Source organism: Halobacterium sp. CBA1132 (assembly GCF_001485535.1).
Classification (GTDB): Archaea; Halobacteriota; Halobacteria; order Halobacteriales; family Halobacteriaceae; genus Halobacterium.
In genome coordinates, this window is sequence record NZ_BCMZ01000001.1 from 1,127,968 (window position 1) to 1,142,379 (window position 14,412).

The 14,412-nt window shown below is 68.8% G+C and carries 15 protein-coding genes; 7 read left to right on the top strand and 8 right to left on the bottom strand.

What is annotated here, in order from left to right:
- Positions 1 to 149 precede the first annotated feature (149 nt).
- Positions 150 to 1,361 carry a sensor histidine kinase KdpD gene (locus AVZ66_RS05910; protein ID WP_058982743.1) on the top strand — a complete coding sequence of 404 codons (1,212 nt, stop codon included), beginning with the start codon at positions 150 to 152 and terminating at the stop codon, positions 1,359 to 1,361.
- Here the strand turns inward: AVZ66_RS05910 and AVZ66_RS05915 are convergent.
- From AVZ66_RS05915 to AVZ66_RS05935, 5 genes are read right to left on the bottom strand one after another with little or no spacing between them, the layout of a single operon-like run.
- Entirely contained in the window at positions 1,355 to 2,269 is a 915-nt protein-coding gene (locus AVZ66_RS05915) for a 1,4-dihydroxy-2-naphthoyl-CoA synthase (protein ID WP_058982746.1), read from the bottom strand. The genes AVZ66_RS05910 and AVZ66_RS05915 overlap by 7 nt on opposite strands.
- A 36-nt stretch (positions 2,270 to 2,305) precedes the next feature.
- A complete protein-coding gene (locus tag AVZ66_RS05920) occupies positions 2,306 to 2,686 on the bottom strand; it encodes a hypothetical protein (RefSeq protein WP_058982747.1) in 381 nt (126 codons plus the stop codon).
- Positions 2,687 to 2,712: 26 nt separating this feature from the next.
- Entirely contained in the window at positions 2,713 to 4,470 is a 1,758-nt protein-coding gene (gene menD / locus AVZ66_RS05925; protein ID WP_058982749.1) for a 2-succinyl-5-enolpyruvyl-6-hydroxy-3-cyclohexene-1-carboxylic-acid synthase, read from the bottom strand.
- Entirely contained in the window at positions 4,467 to 5,795 is a 1,329-nt protein-coding gene (locus AVZ66_RS05930) for an isochorismate synthase MenF (protein ID WP_058982752.1), read from the bottom strand. The genes menD and AVZ66_RS05930 overlap by 4 nt, the downstream gene beginning before the upstream one ends.
- Positions 5,796 to 5,851: 56 nt before the next feature.
- Positions 5,852 to 6,448, bottom strand: a complete 597-nt coding sequence (locus AVZ66_RS05935; RefSeq protein ID WP_058982753.1) for a sulfite oxidase-like oxidoreductase — start codon at positions 6,446 to 6,448, stop codon at positions 5,852 to 5,854.
- Positions 6,449 to 6,607: 159 nt separating this feature from the next.
- On the opposite strand from AVZ66_RS05935, the gene AVZ66_RS05940 reads away from it, so the two are divergent.
- The 3 genes from AVZ66_RS05940 (at position 6,608) to AVZ66_RS05950 (ending at position 9,433) form a co-directional block, all read left to right on the top strand.
- Positions 6,608 to 6,826: a hypothetical protein gene (locus AVZ66_RS05940; protein ID WP_058982755.1), complete on the top strand. Its 219-nt coding sequence runs from the start codon at positions 6,608 to 6,610 to the stop codon at positions 6,824 to 6,826.
- A gap of 108 nt (positions 6,827 to 6,934) precedes the next feature.
- Positions 6,935 to 7,213 (top strand): UPF0058 family protein, encoded by a 279-nt coding sequence (locus AVZ66_RS05945; RefSeq protein ID WP_058982757.1) that lies wholly within the window; start codon positions 6,935 to 6,937, stop codon positions 7,211 to 7,213.
- 90 nt (positions 7,214 to 7,303) lie between these two features.
- Positions 7,304 to 9,433, top strand: coding sequence for a hypothetical protein (locus tag AVZ66_RS05950; protein WP_058982760.1), 2,130 nt, complete (start codon positions 7,304 to 7,306; stop codon positions 9,431 to 9,433).
- A 21-nt stretch (positions 9,434 to 9,454) separates the two neighbouring features.
- Here AVZ66_RS05950 and AVZ66_RS05955 read toward each other — a convergent pair whose 3' ends face one another.
- Complete coding sequence (locus tag AVZ66_RS05955; protein WP_058982761.1) at positions 9,455 to 9,757, bottom strand: hypothetical protein; 303 nt, start codon at positions 9,755 to 9,757, stop codon at positions 9,455 to 9,457.
- Between the two features lie 238 nt (positions 9,758 to 9,995).
- On the opposite strand from AVZ66_RS05955, the gene AVZ66_RS05960 reads away from it, so the two are divergent.
- The 3 genes from AVZ66_RS05960 (at position 9,996) to AVZ66_RS05970 (ending at position 12,377) form a co-directional block, all read left to right on the top strand.
- Positions 9,996 to 11,321 (top strand): adenylosuccinate synthase, encoded by a 1,326-nt coding sequence (locus AVZ66_RS05960; RefSeq protein ID WP_058982763.1) that lies wholly within the window; start codon positions 9,996 to 9,998, stop codon positions 11,319 to 11,321.
- Between the two features lie 256 nt (positions 11,322 to 11,577).
- On the top strand, positions 11,578 to 11,772 hold the full coding sequence (locus AVZ66_RS05965) for a methytransferase partner Trm112 (protein ID WP_058982766.1): 195 nt from the start codon (positions 11,578 to 11,580) through the stop codon (positions 11,770 to 11,772).
- Positions 11,773 to 11,816: 44 nt separating this feature from the next.
- A complete protein-coding gene (locus AVZ66_RS05970; RefSeq protein ID WP_058982768.1) occupies positions 11,817 to 12,377 on the top strand; it encodes a hypothetical protein in 561 nt (186 codons plus the stop codon).
- 1 nt (position 12,378) lies between these two features.
- On the opposite strand, the gene AVZ66_RS05975 is transcribed toward AVZ66_RS05970, so the two are convergent.
- Positions 12,379 to 13,518, bottom strand: a complete 1,140-nt coding sequence (locus AVZ66_RS05975) for a DR2241 family protein (protein WP_058982770.1) — start codon at positions 13,516 to 13,518, stop codon at positions 12,379 to 12,381.
- The gene (locus AVZ66_RS05980) at positions 13,518 to 14,399 is read right to left on the bottom strand and encodes a CbiX/SirB N-terminal domain-containing protein (protein ID WP_058982772.1); all 882 of its coding nucleotides are present in this window, start codon (positions 14,397 to 14,399) and stop codon (positions 13,518 to 13,520) included. The genes AVZ66_RS05975 and AVZ66_RS05980 overlap by 1 nt, the downstream gene beginning before the upstream one ends.
- Positions 14,400 to 14,412: the final 13 nt, after the last annotated feature.

Sequence of the window (14,412 nt, forward strand, 5' to 3'; positions counted from 1 at the left end):
CCGCTCGCTACGTGTCACTGAAACATTCGTCGTCCCGGCCGGCTACCGGAAGCCGATGACCCGACGTTCGGTCGCCGTAGGCGGCCGTCAGTGGACAGAATTGAGAGAACCGGAAGTTTATCACCCGCTGGACTCGTTCGTTCAGCGGAATGAGCGGGCTGTCGCTTCGGCGCTTGCGCTCGGCTCCCGGGCGACTGCGCGCGTTGAGTGCCGTCTTGGTGTTGTCTATCGTCATCGAAGCCGCCGTTCGGCTGGGAGCTTCCGGGTTGGCGTCCGAAGTCGTGTTCACTGCCGACTTCCTCGTGGGCGTCTTGACGATGGCACCCGCCGTCTTCGGCGTCCTGTACGTCACTCACTGGCTCGAACACGGCAGAATCGAGCCGGACCGCCACCCCCGGGTCTGGTGGTGGGTGGTCGCCGGTGCAGTGGGTTCGATTCTCCTGAACGTCGTGTTGATGACCGTGCTCCCGGTCGACTCGCTGATGCAGGTGGTGGCGTGGCTCCGGTGGTCCGCGGGCATGGGCGCGGGGGTCGGCGCGGCCATCGGCGTGACGGAGGCGCGGGCCATCCAGCAGGCCGCGGAAGTCGAGCGCAGCACGGTCCGCGCCGAACACCTCGAAATCCAGCGGGACTTGCTGGACTACCTCAACAGCCTGCTGCGCCACGAGGTGCTGAACGCCTCGAACGTCATCTCCGGCTACGCGGAACTCCTCCAGGACGAACACGAGGAGGGCACGTCGGGCTACGAGTACAGTCGGACGATACACCGCAAGAGCGAGGAAGTCACCGGCGTGGTGCAGGACGTGCGCGTGCTGTTGCACGCGACGGAGGAGCGCACGAACTTCGAGCGAGTCGACGTGGCCGCCGTCGTCCGCGAGGAGGTGGCGAAGCTCCCTGACCTCGACGAGGACGTCGTCGTGGAGACGGACCTGCCGGACTCGGCGTTCGTCTACGCCGACGCGCTGCTGCCGCGCGTGTTCGGGAATCTGCTCGCGAACGCCGTCGAACACAACGACAGCGACCCACCGAGAGTGTGGGTGCGCGGTAGCGTCGGCACCGAGACGGTCACCGTCGAAATCGAGGACGACGGCCCGGGCGTCGACAGCGAGACCGCCGAGCAGCTCTTCGAGCGGCCGTCCCGCCGGGCCGCCGACCACGGCCTGGGCCTCTACTTGGTCGCGCGCCTCGTCGAGCACTACTGCGGCACCGTCGACCTCCTCGAAACCGGCGCGGACGGGTCGACGTTCCGCGTCGTGCTGCCGCGGGAGCGGCCCGCGGAGACCACCGCGTCACCGTTCGTCGGCCGCGCCGACGAGGGCGACTCGGACGGCCTCGCGGCCACCGACGGCGCCGGTCAGTAGTACCAGGGGTAATCCGAGAAGTCGGGGTCGCGACCCTCCATGAACGCCTCGCGTCCCTCCTTCGCTTCGTCGGTCATGTAGCCGAGGCGGGTGGCTTCCCCGGCGAACACCTGCTGGTCGACGAGACCGTCGTCGGCCATGTTGAACGCGTACTTCAGCATCCGCATCGCCGTCGGGGACTTCGACGCCATCTCGTCGGCCCACTCCAAGGCGACGTCCTCCAAGTCCTCGTGGGGGACGACCTCGTTGACCATCCCCATGTCCTCGGCCTCCTCGGCGGAGTACGTCTTCCCGCGGAAGAATATCTCGCGCGCCTTCTTCTGCCCGACCTGCTTGGCGAGGTACGCCGACCCGAACCCGGCGTCGAAGGACGCCACGTCGGGGTCCGTCTGGAGGAACTTCGCGTGCTCGTCGCTGGCCAGCGTCATGTCGCAGACGACGTGCAGCGAGTGCCCGCCGCCGACCGCCCACCCCGGGACGACGGCGACCACGGGCTTGGGCATGAACCGAATCGCGCGCTGGACTTCGAGGATGTGGAGGCGGCCAGCCTTCGCCTTCCGCACGTTCTCGTCCTCCTCGGTGGCGGCCTCGTCGTCGCCGCGGTACTCGTAGCCCGACTCCCCGCGGACGGACTGGTCGCCGCCCGAGCAGAACGCCCAGCCGTCGTCCTTCGGGCTCGGGCCGTTCCCCGTGAGGAGCACACACCCGACGTCCGTCTGGCGTTTCGCGTGGTCGAGCGCCTCGTGGAGTTCGTCGACGGTGCCCGGGCGGAACGCGTTCCGGACCTCGGGGCGGTCGAACGCGATGCGGACCGCGTCCACGTCCGTCCCGCGGTGGTAGGTGATGTCCTCGAAGTCGCAGTCCGCGACCGGCTCCCACCGGTCGGCGTCGAAGATGTCCGAGACCATGCCCGAGAACGGGCGCGGACGGCGCAAAAAGGTTCCTTACTCGGCGGGCTCGCCGTCCGCGTCCGCGTCCGCTGACTCGTCGTCGAGGACGCGCTCGGAGATGATTGCGGGCGGCGTCGCGTCGAAGGGACCGTCCTCGTCGGTGACCCACAGCGTCAGGTAGACGACGCAGGCCGCGACGACCGCGGCCGGGAACTGGAGCGTGAACACGCCGTAGACGACGCACGCGCCCATCGTCACGGCGGCGACGGTCTCGCGGTTCGTCCCGCCCGCGTACAGGAGGACGGCGACGACCGCGAACCCGAGCGCGACCGCGAGGCCGACGACGATTTCGTTGGCGATTGCGCCGACGTACAGCAGTCCGAGCACGCCGGCGAGCGCGGCGATGACGGCGAGTTGCGTCGTGGTGGAGGGCATCGAACCGACGTGCTGCGTCGAGTTCCTTAGTCGTTGAGGTCTCGCTCGACGACGGCGGCGAGGCGCTCGCGCTCCCGGTGGCTGGCCTCGCTGTCCGTCCGAACCTCCACGACCTGCGTCCCCTCGCTCTCGACGGACTCCCGGTAGGCGTCCCGGAATCCCTCGAGCGTCTCCACGCGCGCGAACTCGAAGCCGTAGATGTCGCCCAGTGGTTCGAAGTCGAGGCCGTGGGGCGTCTTGAACTGGCTCGTGAACGGCGGGTCGAACGCCTCGATGGGGAGCATGTGGAAGATGCCGCCGCCGTCGTTGTTCACGAGGACAATCGTGGCGTCCACCTCGCAGCGGTCGAGCGCGAGCAGGCCGTTGGCGTCGTGGTAGTACGCGACGTCACCCGTGAGCACGACCAGCGGGTCGTCGGTCGCGCTCCCCGCGCCCAGTCCGGTCGACGTGATACCGTCGATGCCCGAGGCGCCGCGGTTCCCGAGCACAGTCAACTCCGCACCCCGGGGCCGCGCGAACCGGTCGAGATCGCGGACGGGCATGCTGTTCGAGACCATGATTGTGGCGGGGTCTGGCGCGTTGTCGGCGGCCGTAGCAATTACGTCGCCCTCCAGCAGCGCCTCGCGCTCGTAGGCGTCGACGGCGTTCCAGTAGTCCGCTTCGAGTGCCACAACGCGGTCGGCCCAGTCGCTCGCGGAGCGGTCCACGCGCTCGGCGAGCGCGCGCGCCGTCTCGGTCGGGTCCGCGACGACGAGGTCCGACGCCGTGAACGTGGCTTCGCGCCACCCGCCCGCGGGGTCGACGAGAAACTGGCGCGCGTCGCTGTCCCGGAGGTAGTTGCGCAGCGGCTTCGACGTCGGCGACGCGCCGAAGCGAACGACCACGTCCGGCTCGGGGAGGGGTGCGTCGGCCGCGGCGAGGAAGCCGTCGTAGCCGCCGACGACGCGACTCCCGCTGGCGTGCGCGCCGAATCGAAGCCCCGAGAGCGGGTCCGCGAACACCGGGAAGCCGGTCGCGTCGGCCAGCGCCGCGGCCGCGTCCGCAGCGAGGCCGTGAGCGTCCTCGGGCCCGACGACGACGAGCCCGCGGTCTGCGGCTTCGGCTGCCTCCGCAAGCGCGTCGAGGGTCGCGTCGTCAGGGGCTGCGGGACTCTGATTGACGTTGACGAACGGTCCCTCGCGTCCCTCAGCGGCGAGTAGGTTGTCCGCGGCGAAGTCCTCGGGCACGTCGCCCGGAACCTCGACGGGTTCGAGCGGCTTCTCGAACGGGACGTTCACGTGGACGGGCCCGGGGTTCGCGCCGATCGTCGCGCCGACCGCGCGACAGACCGACGTTCTGAGCGAGCGGAGTTTCCGCGCGTCGGCCGCCGGCTCGGGGAGTTCCCGAAAGTGGCGGACGGCGTCGCCGTAGAGCTTCGTCTGGTCGACGGTCTGATTCGCGCCCGAGTCCCGGAGTTCCGGCGGACGGTCCGCGGTGAGGACGAGCAGCGGGACGCGCGCCTGACTGGCCTCCATCACCGCGGGATGGAAGTTCGCCGTTGCGGTGCCCGACGTGGAGACGACGGGCGTGGGGTTCCCGGTGCGTTTCGCGCGACCGAGTGCGAAGAACGCCGCCGAGCGCTCGTCGAGGTGCGAGAACACTCGTACGTCGTCGTGTTCGGCGAGCGCGACGGTCAGCGGCGTCGAACGGCTCCCCGGACAGACGCAGGCCGCCTCGACGCCCGCGCGGACGAGTTCCTCGACGACGGCGCGCGCCCACAGCGTGTTGCGGTTCGGCGCGCTCATGAGCGGAGCTCGTCCAGAATCGGCTGGTACTTGAGCTGGACCTCCTCGTACTCCTCGCTGGGGTCGCTGTCCGCGACGATGCCGTTGCCCGCGAACATCGTCACCGTGCGGTCCCGGGCGACCGCCGACCGCAGGCCGACCGCGAACGTGCCGTCGCCGTCGCCGTCGACCCAGCCGACGGGCGCGGCGTACCAGCCGCGGTCGAACGTTTCGGTCTCCCGAATCACGTCGAGTGCGGCGTCCGGCGGCAGCCCGCCGACAGCGGGCGTCGGGTGCAGCGCTTCGGCAACGTCGAGCACGTGCGTGTCGGCGCTCACGTCGGCGGTAATCGGCGTGCTCAAGTGCTGGATGTTCGAGAGCTTGCGGACGCTGCGCTCGCCCACAGTGACGTCGCCGAACTCTTCGAGTTTGGCGGCGATGGTGTCCGTGACGAGGCGCTGCTCGTGGCGGAGCTTCTCGCTGTCGCGGAGTCGCGCGGCGAGTTCGGCGTCCTCCTCGGGCGTGTCACCGCGGCCGACCGAGCCGGCCAGTCCGACCGTCTCGACGCCGTCGTCGTCGAGTGTCACGAGGCGCTCGGGGGTCGCGCCGAGGAACGCGGCGTCGCCGGTCGGCTCGACAAGGAACCGGAAACACGAGGGGTACGACTGTCGCAGGCGCTCCAGCAGGTCGCGGGGGTCGAGGTCGGCTTCGAGGTCTGCGCGCAGCGCCGTCGCCAGGACGACTTTTCGGAGGTCGCCGGCTTCGATGCGCTCGACGGCGCGCGCGACCTGTTCGCGCCACGACGCCTCGTCGCTGGTCGGCGTCGTCGACTGGACGCCGGGACGGGGGCCGCTGGGCTGCATCGCGGGCAGCGACTCGATGTCCTCGCGGGCGTCGGCGAGCGCCGCGTCGACATCGGTGGGGTCGACGTCCTCCCCCGCTCGCGTGACGGTCAGCCACGTCTCCTCGCCCGCGCTCGCCAGCTGGACTTCGGGGAGCACGAACTGCGCGGCCGGGAACCCGCGCCACGTCCCGCTGGGACTGTGGTCGTCGTGGAACGCGAACCCGCCCAGCAGTCGGGGGCGGGCGACGTGGGGGCCGTCGTGGTTGGTGTCGTCGAACAGCGCGGACGCCCACTCGCGGACGGCGTCGAAGCGGTCGCTCCCGGCCGCCGTCACGGTGGCGGCGGTGCCGACCCCGGACAGTTCGAGGCCGTCCGGGTCCGCCCAGTGGATGCGGGGCGCGTCCCGGGCCGCCAGGAACGCCCGATAGGAGACGTCGGCCACCCGGCAGCTCCTGCTCACGACCGCCCCGCGGGCGGCCGCTTCGCCGGACAGAGAACTCATTGTTCGTCGTTCGGGACGCTGCGACTAAATAGCCTATCCTTCGGCAGCGACGGCCGCTAGCTGTACCGCTGTTCGGCCCACGGGTCGGCGGTGTTCGAGTAGCCGCGCTTCTCCCAGTACCCGCGCTCGGGCTCGGTGAGGAACTCCACGCCGTCGACCCACTTCGCGCCCTTGTAGGCGTACTTGTGGGGCGTGACGACGCGCAGCGGGCCGCCGTGCTCGCGGGGGAGGTCCTCGCCGTCGAATTCCCACGTGAACAGGACTTCGTTGCGCAGGCAATCCTCCAGCGGGAGGTTCGTCGTGTAGCCGTCGAGGGCGTGGAACATCACCGTCGTCACGTCGTCGTGGACGCCCGCGAGGTCCGCGAGGTGCGGGAACGTCACGCCCGTGAACTCGCAGTCGAACTTCGACCAGCCGGTGACGCAGTGGAAGTCCTGTCGCTGCGTGACGCTGTCGAGACCCCTGAATTCGTCGTAGGACAGGGAGAGTTCATTCTCGACGGCGCCCGTGACGGTGAACGTCCAGTCGTCGCGGTCCCAGTTCGGCGTCCCGCCCTTCGACAGCACGGGGAACTTCGACGTCTCGCGCTGGCCGGGCGGCAGTCGGTCGCCGCCGAACTCCTCGTAGAGGTCCGTGACGTCCACGACAGTCATAGCTCCGTGTAGGGGTCGCGGCCACGTATTCCTACCGACTCGGGGTCGAACCGCCGGTTTCGGGAATCGAAGGCGTACGCGGGCTCAGCCCGGAAAACGCTCCCGAATCCGCCCCCCGTCAGGCTTAAGAACGGTGGCGGCGAAGCCCCGCCCAGAACGATGCCCCAAATCGAAGTCAACATCCCGGACCAGATCGAGATGCAGATCGCCCAGCTCGTCGAACAGGGGGAGTTCGTCAGCCGCGAGGAAGCCGTCGAACAGCTGCTGTCGTCGGGAATTCGCGCGTACAAGACCAGCGGCCCCTCCGACGAAGAGGACGGCGCCGGCCTCGAGAGCGAGGGCGGCATGATGGGCCACGAAGACGAGTACGTCTTCTAAGCCCGCGCGCCCGCTTTCGCTCCCGCTCCGTCGTGTCGTCTCCGTGAGGGGCGTGGTACGCTGTCGCGGACAACGCTTAAACGCCCGAATTCCCTACCCTAACCAACGATGCACAAGGACGAGCTCCTCGACCTCCACGAACAGATGGTGCAGATCAAAGACCAGTTCCTCCAGTTCGACAACGTCGACGACGACGCCTTCGCGGCGTACGAGGAACTGGAGGTCGAGCCCTCTCACGTCCACAAGTCCAAGAGCGAGCACAAGCACGCCGTCTTCCTGCTCGGGAACGCGCTCGCGGCGGCGATGAGCGAGGACGAGTTTTCGAACGCCGGCCGACTCAGCAAGCGCATGAAGGAACTCGCCGACGACGCGTCCGGCAAACTGTAGGCTGTTCTTTCGGGCTCGTCGCCGTCAGACGCGCGTAGGGCGCTCGTCCGCCCGGAAAGTCTTATACGCGCCCCTTGCCTTCCAGTGGGTATGCAGGCACACACGGTCGAGCGGGTGGAGTCCTGGGACTCCCGGCCGTTCTCGGGTGGATTCCGCGAGCTCCACGACCTCGCGGACCGGGAGTTCTCGGGAGCGGTCGTCGCCGACGACACGTGGTTGTTCATGTTGAACGGCCGCGTGGTCGGCATCTTCGAGGGTGACCTCGAGGACTTCGAGGACGCCTCCGGGACGGTGTACGAGGCGCCCCATCCGAGCCTCGCGCTGCTGTTCTCGATGCAGGAGCGCGGCGGCGAGACGCAGGCGAAGTACTACACGAACGACACGCCGCTGTCGGAGGCAGCGGACACGCTCGCGGACGCGAGTTTCACGGGCTACATCGAACTCTCCGAGAACGTCCTCTCGGGGGACTACTACGTCGTCTACTACGGCGGGCGCTCGATGAACGCGGCGTTCGTCGGCGCCAGCGAGGAACTCGTCACGGGCGACGAGGCCTTCGAGCGCGCCGACGACGAGGTGGGCGTCTACGAGGTCAAGAAGTCGCCGGTGAACGTCACGGCGCTCCCCGAAATCGAGGACGACGAGGAAGACGCGGACGCTGCCGCCGGCGCAGCCAGTCCGACCGGAGCAGCGGCAGCGGCCAGCGCGGGGTCCGACGAACCCGAGGCCGACGATAGCGAGGAGCCAGTCGACGACAGCGACGAATCGGTGTCGGCCGAACAACGGAACTCTCCAGCCAGCGACACGGCCGAAGCCGCGCCCGGTCCGTCGTCCTCGGAGGCCGACGAAGAGCGCGCGGAACCCGAGCAGTCGCCGACGGAGCCGACGGCGGACGCCGAGACCGAAGCGGCCGACGCCGAAGCGTCGCCGGAGCCGAAGTCGGGCGCGTCGACCCGAGCGGACGCCGCTCGAACTGACGAACCGAGTGGCGGCAGTGCGACTCGCGCCAAGGCAACCGAGAGCGACGCGACCGGTGACGAGGCTGACGCCGCGAAGCCGGGCGAGGAGGGCGTCTTCGACCAAGAGGAAGAGTGGCGCAACGCGCGCTCCGTGCCCACCATCGACCCCGAGAAGAGCGAGTCGACCGACGGCGGCGCGACGCGCTCGCAGTCGTCGTCCAAGACGTCGAGCGCCGGCCAGCAGTCGAAATCGAAGTCCACGGCTTCGAAGCGCAAGTCCACGTCGAGTAGCGGGTCCAGCGGCGGGAAGCCGCGTTCGACCGTCGACAAGCTCAAGCGCGCGGTCAAGCAGCGCGACGCGAAACTCGAAGAGGCCGCCGAGCGCATCGACGACCTGCAGGCCGAGCGGTCGGACCTCCGCGAGCGCGTGGAGGTGCTGGAAGCCGAGCGCGACGACCTGCAGGCGGAACGCGACGACCTACAGGCTCGCGCGGACGAACTCGAAGCGCAACTGGAAGCCGCCGGCGGCGAGGAAGCGGCGTCCGAGACCGACCTCACGCCGGCGGCGGCGCTGTCGGGCACGAACCTCTTCGTGCGCTACGACTCGAAGGGCAAGCCGACGCTGGACGACCTCGGCCCCGGCACCGACCTCGACGCGGTGAACCAGAACCTCCGCATCGACCACCACACGCAGTTCGAGGCGGCGGACGCGACCGTCGACGGCGAGGACTACGAGTCGTTCCTCGAAGCGTCGGCGGCCTACCGCTTCGTCTCGTGGGTGGTCCGAGAGCTCCCGTTCGAGATTCGGGACGCCGGCCACACGGACGGCCTCGCGGACCTCTACCGGGCGCTCCCGGACGTCGACCGCGCGGAACTGGACGGCACCGTCGCCGTCGACACGGAGGACGGCGCGACCTCGCGGACCTTCGACGTGGTGTTGCGGGACCGCATGGGCGACCCGCTGGTCGTCGCGGAGTTGAACGCCGAACGCGAACCCGTGACCGGCGAGGAGATGGGCGCGCTCGTCGACGACGCGACCGCGGTGCGGGAGGGCGTCGACGAACTCAGCGCGGCGATGTACGTCACGTCGTCGTTCTTCGAGCCGGCGGCACTAGAAACTGCGAGCGAGGAGACGGGGGGCGGCGGCTTCCTCAGCCGCAGCGACAAAGCGAGTTTCGTGAAGGTGGGCCGGAAATCCGGCTACCACCTCTGTCTAATCGAGGACCGCAACGACGCGTTCCACCTGACCGTCCCAGAGCTGTAGGCGGGACGAGCGAACTCGGCGTTACTCGGCTTCGGCGGCGGCGTCGATTTTCATCGCTTCCATCTTGTCGACGAGGTCGTCGACTTTGCCGTCGAGTTCGTCGACGAACTCGCTGGTGCGCTCGGTCGTGATGGCTCCCTGCGACGACGGCTCGATGAGGTTCTCCTCCTCGAGCACGCGCAGCGAGTACCGGACCTTGTGGTGTGGGTAACCGGTCTCGTTGGACATCTTCACGATACCGATGGGTTCGTTCTCGATGACCATGCGGAGGACCTGCAGATGGCGCTCCAGCATATCGACTTCCTTCTCAAGCCGGTCTATCATGGCATTTGTTAACTTGTCTTGGCGGGGGTTTAAAGGTTGTCGTAGGCTTCGGGCGAGAAAGCGACAGTATCCGCTTTCGAGTGCCAACAGTTAACGCTTGCGTCCGGCGTCGTCGGCGCCCCTATCATGTCCGTTCGTCCAACTTACTCGCGCATTTCTGCGATTGGTGTGCGAGTCCATGCATACTTCCGGCGACGAGACCGTAACCTGTTTGACGACGCTGGTGGAAGTGCCGGGTATGACCGTCACCATCGTCGGCTCGCAACTCGGCGACGAAGGCAAAGGCGGCGTCGTCGACCTGTTCGGCGACGCGGCCGACGTCATCGCCCGCTATCAGGGCGGAGACAACGCTGGCCACACCGTCGTCGTCGACGGCGACGAGTACAAGCTCTCGCTGGTCCCGTCCGGGGCCGTCCGCGGGAAGACCGGCGTCCTCGGGAACGGCTGTGTCGTCAACCCCGAGACGCTGTTCGACGAAATCGACGCGCTCCGCGAGCGCGGCCTCGACCCCGACGTCCGGGTCGCCCGCCGCGCCCACGTCATTCTCCCGTACCACCGCGTGCTCGACGGCATCGAGGAGGACGTCAAGTCCGACTCGGACCTCGACGCCGGGACCACGGGCCGCGGCATCGGCCCCACCTACGAGGACAAGGCCGGCCGCCGCGGCGTCCGCGTCGGCGACCTGCTGGACCCCGAGGTGCTCCGTGACCGCCTCGAGTACGCCGTCCCGCAGAAGCGCGCGCTCTACGAGGACGTCTACGGCGGCGACGCCGGCGACGAGTTCGACGTCGACGCGCTGTTCGAGCAGTACCGCGCGTTCGGCGAGCGCATCCAGAACGAGGGGATGGACGTCAACGCCGGCGACTACCTCGCCGACCGCATCGACGACGGCGACAGCGTGATGCTGGAGGGCGCGCAGGGCACGAGCCTCGACATCGACCACGGCGTCTACCCCTACGTCACGTCCTCGAACCCGACCGCGGGCTACGCCGCCACCGGCACCGGCCTCGGTCCGACCACCGTCGGGCAGGGTGAGGTCGTCGGCGTCGTGAAGGCGTACCTCTCCCGCGTCGGCACCGGCCCGCTCCCCACGGAACTCACGGGCGACGACGAGGACCTCGCGGAGTACATCCGCGAGGAGGGCGGCGAGTACGGCACCGTCACCGGGCGCCCGCGCCGCGTCGGCTGGCTCGACCTTCCGATGCTGCGCCACGCCGCCCGCGCGAACGGCTTCACCGGCCTCGCCATCAACCACCTCGACGTGCTCGCCGGCCTCGACGAAGTGAAAGTCGGCCACGCCTACGAACTCGAGGGGGAGACCATCTACTCGATGCCCGCGACGACCGAGCGCTGGGGCGACTGCGAGCCCGTCTTCCGGAGTTTCGACGGCTGGCCGGAGTTCGACCCCGAGGCCGTCGCCGCAGAAGGCTACGACGCGCTCCCCGAACAGGCCCGCGAGTACGTCGAGTACGTCGAAGACGAACTCGACACGCCCGCGTACGCGCTCGGCGTCGGTCCCGGCCGCGAGGAGACCGTAATCCAGCAGAATCCCTTCGGGCAGTAGCGTCGTTCCCCAGTAGCTGCTTCTTCGACGACCACCGCTGTTTCTGCCGATTCGGCAGCCGAAACCTGGTGGATCGAAAGAGCGCGGACGGTTCCGGTCCCGCGGCTCGCTGTGCGCCTCGTCGCTCGCGATGCTCGCTCCTGCGGTGCTTGCGTTCGCCGGGGTTCCCGGAACCGTCCGAGGGCTTTCAGGAGAAAACGACTGTTTTGCCTACCGAACCCGCACGCTTTTTGTCCGCGCCGTCCTCGGTTCGACCATGAAAGACGACCTCGTGGACATCGTCTGCTGTCCGCTCGACAAACACGACCTCGACCTCGACGTCGAGGAGCGCGAGGACGACGAAATCCTCTCGGGCACGCTCACCTGTACGGAGTGCGGCGAACGCTACCCCATCGAGGACGGCATTCCGAACCTTCTGCCGCCGGACATGCGCGAGGAAGCCCCCGCTTGACATCCTCGGGAAGCTTTTTCTAACCACGCGACAATTCATCGACCGTGCCCGAACGGCTGTCCGTCCACCTCAACCGCGACCACCCCCGCGACCTCCAGCCAGAAGCGGCGACGCTGGAGACGGACCGCTCGTTCGTCCTCGTCTTCGAGAACCATGGCGGCCCCATCCACGTCCACCTGCGTCTCGACGACGGGCTGGCCGCGATCGCGGAGCCTGCCGCGACCCAAGTGTACGTCGAGGACGACCAGACCCGCGGCGTCGAAATCTCGATTCCCTCGGACCACCCACCGACGAAGGGCTACGTCGAACTCTCGACCGGCTACGGCGCCGAGAAGGCGCGCGTGAACGTCACCGTCACCACAGAACGGAAGGACGGCGGCCCGGACGTCGCCGTCGACGACTCGCTCGCAGAGAAGTCCGAACCGGACGAGGACGAAGACTCGGTCGCGCTCGCGGACGTCGCCCTCCCAGCGGCCGCGGCGACCGCAGTCGTGGTGGTCGCCGCCGCGCTCACCGCCTCGATTTCGGACTCCGTGGCGGTGCTCGTCGGCGTGCTCGCGCTTCTCGGCGGCATCGGCGTCGCCGCCTACGTGTTGTCGTCGTGACCTACTCGTGGTCCTCGGGGTACGTCGGCGTTCCCGAGAGGCCGTGTTCGTCCATGCGTTTCGCGCGCAGGAACCGAGCGCGGTAGCGGTTCGCGCCCTCGTAGACGTCCGCCTCCCGAATCTCGTCGGTGCGGCCGTCCGCCACAGCGTCGACGATGTCTTCGACTTGTTCTTTCTCTGCGGGCGTCAACTCGAACGTGTACTCGCGGGTCTCCTCGCGTTCGAGCGTCGTGAACTTCCGGGCGGCCGCGATGAACAGCGAGCACGGCTCCCGGCACGGGAATTCGCCGTCGCCCCGCGGCACGTCGAGTTCCTCCTCGTCGTTCTCGTCCCACTCGCGGCGCTTCAGGCACTGCGAGTCCACGCAGCAGGCCTCAGCCGCCCATTCGAGCGCGTCGTCGTCGAGCTGCTCGACGATGCTGTAGATGCCCGACTGGCGCTCTGCGACGTCGTCCCAGTGGTCGATGTCGAGGGAGCCCTCGCGGCTCGCGGCTCCGTCGTCGCCGCTCGCTCCATTCGTCGGCTCGCTGCGCTCGCCGACGCGCTCCCGGTGCCAGTTCGACACCGTCGCGGGGTAGACGTAGTCGACGGTCTGCACGAGGTCGCTGCCGTCGAGGTCGACGAACGCCCAGCCGTGCGGGAGCGACGGCGCGGTCGACAGCGGCCGGTAGCGGCCGTCGTCGTCGTGTTTCACGAGGTGGCGGGCTTCCAGCGGGTCCGTGTAGGCATCCACGTTTTCACCCAGGTCGTCCTCGTGGCGGACCTCGTAGCGGCGCCGGCCGCCCTCGCTGAGGACCGCGGTGACCGCGAGTTCGCCCCACGAACTCGTGTGACCGCCGCGGAGTTCGTCGTAGCGCTCGGGGACCGACAGGTCGTCGGCCCCTTCGAGCCATCGCAGGAACGCGCGCCGGGGCGTGTCGTGGCCCTCGACGACGTGCTCCCAGTAGTACCAGTTAGTCGCGTACGGGTCGTCGGCGCGCTCCCGGAGCGCGTCCTCGCCGACCGTCTTCTGTTCGTCGGGCGTCTCCCAGTGGTAGCCGCCGTCGGTCGGTTCGACGACGAGGCCGTCGAAGTCGATGCCGTCCTCGGCGTGCTCGACGAGCGCCGCCTCGACGCTGCTGAGGGTGTCGGCTGCCGACATCAGTCCCCCGCGCTCGCGGCGCTGTCGCCCTCGGTCTGCCGGCGCACGCGTTCGATGGCGTCCGCGAGGTCAGCGCCCGCGTCGTCGGCGCGTTCGAGGATGACGTCCGCGACCAGCGGCTCGGTGCCGACGGCGCCCGAGTACCAGATGCGGTGGCCGTCGACCTCTGTGGGGACGTCGTATCCCGTCCGGTAGTCGTCGGTCAGTCCCATGTCCTCGGGAATGTCTTCCTGCGTGTGGAAGCCGTCCGCGACGAACAGCGGGACGACGACGATGTCCTCGGCTTCGAAGAACTCCGTGACGTCGTCGACCTCGGGGTCCTCGTCCATGAAGACCGCTTTCACCTCCTCGAAGCGGCCGGTGTCGCGGATGCGGTCGGCGTGGTAGTGGATTGCCTTCGCGGAGTTCTCGTTGCGCTCGGTGCCGTGGCCGACCACGGCGAGTCCGAAGCCCTCCCCCACGTCGGGGTCGTCGGTGATGGACTTCGCGCGCTCGACGATGACGTCGCTCATCGAGTCGTGGGTGCCGACCGGCCCGCAGTAGTGGACGGTCTTGTCCACGTCCTCTGCGCGCAGGGTGACGTGGTCGGCGTCCGTGCCGTCCGAGTCCCAGTCCTCGGGGTCCCAGTCGTCGAGGCGGAGTTCGCGCGGGATGACCTGCTCGGTGAAGTAGCCCTCGGAGATGAACAGCGGCACGACGTACACCTCCTCGGATTCGAGGGTACGAAGCACCTCTCGGAACGACGGCTCCTCCTTCCAGAACGCCTCCCGGACCTCGTCGAAGGCGCCCGACGCGCGGATGGTGTCCGCGTGCGAGAACGCCGGGTCCGACGAACCCGGATTGAGGTGTGAACCGTGACCGACGATGACCAGCGCTTGCATGCTCGCCTGTAGG

Coding starts and splice junctions, on each gene's coding strand:
- AVZ66_RS05980 (WP_058982772.1), bottom strand. CDS start 14,399: ATGCAAGCGCTGGTCATCGTCGGTCACGGTTCACACCTCAATCCGGGT.
- AVZ66_RS05960 (WP_058982763.1), top strand. CDS start 9,996: ATGACCGTCACCATCGTCGGCTCGCAACTCGGCGACGAAGGCAAAGGC.
- AVZ66_RS05930 (WP_058982752.1), bottom strand. CDS start 5,795: ATGAGTTCTCTGTCCGGCGAAGCGGCCGCCCGCGGGGCGGTCGTGAGC.
- AVZ66_RS05920 (WP_058982747.1), bottom strand. CDS start 2,686: ATGCCCTCCACCACGACGCAACTCGCCGTCATCGCCGCGCTCGCCGGC.
- AVZ66_RS05935 (WP_058982753.1), bottom strand. CDS start 6,448: ATGACTGTCGTGGACGTCACGGACCTCTACGAGGAGTTCGGCGGCGAC.
- AVZ66_RS05950 (WP_058982760.1), top strand. CDS start 7,304: ATGCAGGCACACACGGTCGAGCGGGTGGAGTCCTGGGACTCCCGGCCG.
- AVZ66_RS05910 (WP_058982743.1), top strand. CDS start 150: ATGAGCGGGCTGTCGCTTCGGCGCTTGCGCTCGGCTCCCGGGCGACTG.
- menD (WP_058982749.1), bottom strand. CDS start 4,470: ATGAGCGCGCCGAACCGCAACACGCTGTGGGCGCGCGCCGTCGTCGAG.
- AVZ66_RS05940 (WP_058982755.1), top strand. CDS start 6,608: ATGCCCCAAATCGAAGTCAACATCCCGGACCAGATCGAGATGCAGATC.
- AVZ66_RS05915 (WP_058982746.1), bottom strand. CDS start 2,269: ATGGTCTCGGACATCTTCGACGCCGACCGGTGGGAGCCGGTCGCGGAC.
- AVZ66_RS05945 (WP_058982757.1), top strand. CDS start 6,935: ATGCACAAGGACGAGCTCCTCGACCTCCACGAACAGATGGTGCAGATC.
- AVZ66_RS05965 (WP_058982766.1), top strand. CDS start 11,578: ATGAAAGACGACCTCGTGGACATCGTCTGCTGTCCGCTCGACAAACAC.
- AVZ66_RS05955 (WP_058982761.1), bottom strand. CDS start 9,757: ATGATAGACCGGCTTGAGAAGGAAGTCGATATGCTGGAGCGCCATCTG.
- AVZ66_RS05975 (WP_058982770.1), bottom strand. CDS start 13,518: ATGTCGGCAGCCGACACCCTCAGCAGCGTCGAGGCGGCGCTCGTCGAG.